Source organism: Trebonia sp. (assembly GCF_049794275.1).
Classification (GTDB): domain Bacteria; phylum Actinomycetota; class Actinomycetes; order Streptosporangiales; family Streptosporangiaceae; genus Trebonia.
In genome coordinates this window covers 1-3,050 of record NZ_JBARCR010001063.1, presented here as the reverse complement: position 1 = coordinate 3,050, position 3,050 = coordinate 1, and the positions used below count along the sequence as shown (strand labels likewise).

Genomic DNA, 3,050 nt, shown 5'->3' with positions numbered 1-3,050 from the left:
CGGACCGAGGCCCAGCTGAAAGAGACCGCCGCGCTCGACCCGGTCGGCCGGGTCATCCCGCTGCCCGCCGACGTGGCCGACATCGAGCACGCGGACCAGCTGATCGCGAGCGCCAGGGGCGCGACCGGCGGCCCGCTGGACGGCATCGTGCACGCCGCTGGCACGCAGTACCGCGCGGCCGCCGCCGCCGTGCCTGTGGCGGCGTGGCGCGACCTGATGGCGATCCACCTGGACGCGCCGTTCTTCCTCAGCACCGCGCTGCACAGGGACCAGCTGCGCGACGGCCGGCCCGGCACGCACGTGTTCATCGGCTCGCTGACCAGCGCACGCGGCATCGCCAACATCGCACCCTACGCCGCGGCCAAAAGCGCGCTGCTCGGCGTCATCCGCACGCTCGCGGTCGAATGGGCCGCGTCAGGCACGCGCGTGAACGGGATCGCACCCGGCTACTTCCGAACCGAACTGACCGCTGACCTGTTCGCGGACCCCGATCGGGCCGCGTGGGTGCTCGACCGAGTCCCGATGGGCCGGCTCGGCGACCCCGCCGATCTGGCCGGCGCGGTCGTATTCCTGCTCTCCCCCGCGTCCGGCTACATCACCGGGCAACTGCTGCCGGTAGACGGCGGCTGGCTAGCCGGCTGACCCGGCCATCCAGCCGCCTCAGTACCTGCCCGCAGCCTGCATCGACATCGCGTGCTCGACCAGCGTCACCAGGGTGGCCTTGGTCGACTCGCGGTTGCGCGCGTCACAGGGGATCACCGGCACTGTGGACGGGATCGCCAGCGCCTCGCGCACATCGTTGCTCCGGTGCGGGAACTGCCCGTGGAAGCCGTTGATGCCGATGACGAACGGCAGCCCGCTCGCCTCGAAGTAGTCCACCGCGGGGAACGAGTCGGCGAGCCGACGGGTGTCGACAAGAACCACCGCGCCGATGGCGCCCTGGATCAGGTCGTCCCACATGAACCAGAACCTGTGCTGGCCCGGCGTGCCGAACATGTACAGCACCAGGTCCTTCTCGAGCGTGATACGCCCGAAGTCCATGGCGACCGTTGTCGTGTTCTTGTCGGGGACGTGAGAGAGGTCGTCGACGTCGGTGCTCGCCACGGTCATGACCGCCTCAGTGGTCAGCGGCGTGATTTCCGACACCGAACCCACGAAGGTCGTCTTGCCCACACCGAAACCGCCGGCGACGACGATCTTCACCGAAGTCATCGCAGAAGCGTCACCCCCGCCATGCGGGCGGGCGACGCTAGATCTTACGGAGTCCACTAAGCACCCTTTCGAGCAGGTTAAGGTCGGGCCGGCCTTCGGAATCATCACGCTGGTGGATGCGGACGAGGCCGTCCGCGCTCATGTCCGCGACCAGGATCCGGGCGACGCCGAGCGGCAGCCGCAGCACCGCGGATATCTCGGCGACGGACCGCCAGTCCAGGCAGAACTGCAAGATGGCTTGGCACTCGGGTGCCAGCACGGATAGATCGCGGGGCTCGTACACGGTCGCGGTGACCAAGGCCTCAAGCGCGAGCTTGTACCTCGGCTGGGTCCGGCCACCGGTTACGGTGTACGGGCGTACCAGCCGCGTCGAGCTGCCCTCTTCGTCGGCCGGGTACGGCTGTTCCGCGGGATAGGGGCGCCGCTGCGGCGGCGCCTCATCCCACGATCCGGTGTTCCGGCCTGGGCCCTGCCATGTTGGCGGGGCACCACGGTCGTCACCGCGGCCGAGACCCGCCACCACGTCCTCCAGAGATTGAGCGTCCCGCTCCCGTCATCGTCTTCCATCTCCCGGCATCGCACCCTGCATGACACCGCCGCGCGCGGCCGGGGTGAGTACCCGTCCCGCACGTTCTACCAGCAGCGTCATCTCGTATGCGACAAGGCCGAGATCGCAGGTGGAGGCCGCGAGCACGGCGAGGCTGGCGCCGTTGCTGATCGCCATGATGACCAGCACCCCGCGCTGCATCTCCACCACGGTCTGCACGACCGCGCCGCCTTCGAAGACCCGCGAAGCGCCCTGGGTCAGGCTGGTCAGGCCGGACGTGACCGCGGCGAGCTGGTCGGCGCGCTCCTGCGGGAACCCCGCGGAGAACGCGAGCGGCAGCCCGTCGGACGACACGACGACCGCATGAGCCACGTCCGGGACCCGCTCCACGAAGTTCGTGATCAGCCAGCTGAGGTCCTGGACCGGGCGTCCTGGCGTGCTCACGCGCGCTCCTTTCGCTGCCCGTGCATACAGGCTTCTCCTCGTGTTCTCAGAACTCTAATCGTGGATCTCATTGGTCTATGGCTCCTCGTTCTGGGGTCCGGCGGCCCGCGCCTCGGCCACACCGCGCTGGAAGCTCGCCATCCGGGTGCGGATCGTCTCCGCGGACCGGGCTGGCGGCGCGACTTCTGTGCCTTCGCCCCCACCAACAGATCCGGGCACGAGATTAGCTCGCGGCACGCGCTTTGGCAGCCCGGCTGTCGTATTTTCTCCCGCCGCGGGCGACGCCACCACGCGCGCGGCCCGCCAGCCCTCGTCCGCCGGCGAACTCCAGCTCTGTGCGGCGGCCGAGGCCGCCGTCGAGCTCAGCGACTTGCCGCTGCGCCTGAACCAGTCCGACTCTAGCGAGTCGAAGATCGGCAGTCGCTGGTCTTGTGCCGGGCCGACAGACGCTGGAATCGTGACCTGGCTGCCGTCGGAGCCGCCAAGGCCGTTCCCGCCGTTCGCGCCTGGTCCCGTGGAGCCCGCTGACCCCCCGTCGCCGCCAAGGGCGGGCATCCATGTGGTGCCGGAGTCCGGGCCGCCGGGCTGCGGCCCCTTGCCGCCGCCTGGCTGCCGGGTAGGCAGCGGAGCGCCGGGCGGGTCGATGGTGCCGGGCGCGCCGCCATTGCCCGGGGCAGCGCCGCCGCCGGGGCCTTCACCGGGCCTGCCAGTGAAGGCGCTGAACTCCCGGGTGCCGCCGTTAGCGCCGGTGCCCGGCCCGTTGCCGACGCCGCCGAAGGCGGTGAACGCGCCGGTGTCTTCGTCGCCGCCGGGGGCGTTGCGGGCGCCGGCGGAGAACCTGGGTATC

The 3,050-nt window shown here is 70.6% G+C and carries 4 protein-coding genes and 1 pseudogene; 1 reads left to right on the top strand and 4 read right to left on the bottom strand.

Annotated elements, in window-relative coordinates:
- Positions 1 to 642, top strand: a 642-nt coding sequence (locus tag WA805_RS26610) for an SDR family NAD(P)-dependent oxidoreductase (protein ID WP_425243717.1), incomplete at its 5' end; no start/stop codon positions are given.
- A gap of 18 nt (positions 643 to 660) precedes the next feature.
- Here the strand turns inward: WA805_RS26610 and WA805_RS26605 are convergent.
- From WA805_RS26605 to WA805_RS26590, 4 genes and pseudogenes are all read right to left on the bottom strand, one after another.
- Positions 661 to 1,212 carry a GTP-binding protein gene (locus WA805_RS26605; RefSeq protein WP_300604429.1) on the bottom strand — a complete coding sequence of 184 codons (552 nt, stop codon included), beginning with the start codon at positions 1,210 to 1,212 and terminating at the stop codon, positions 661 to 663.
- A 37-nt stretch (positions 1,213 to 1,249) separates the two neighbouring features.
- A complete protein-coding gene (locus WA805_RS26600; RefSeq protein ID WP_422277184.1) occupies positions 1,250 to 1,732 on the bottom strand; it encodes a DUF742 domain-containing protein in 483 nt (160 codons plus the stop codon).
- 33 nt (positions 1,733 to 1,765) lie between these two features.
- Complete coding sequence (locus WA805_RS26595; RefSeq protein ID WP_145859590.1) at positions 1,766 to 2,203, bottom strand: roadblock/LC7 domain-containing protein; 438 nt, start codon at positions 2,201 to 2,203, stop codon at positions 1,766 to 1,768.
- Between the two features lie 75 nt (positions 2,204 to 2,278).
- Positions 2,279 to 3,050: pseudogene (locus tag WA805_RS26590) on the bottom strand (hypothetical protein); the annotation flags it as partial.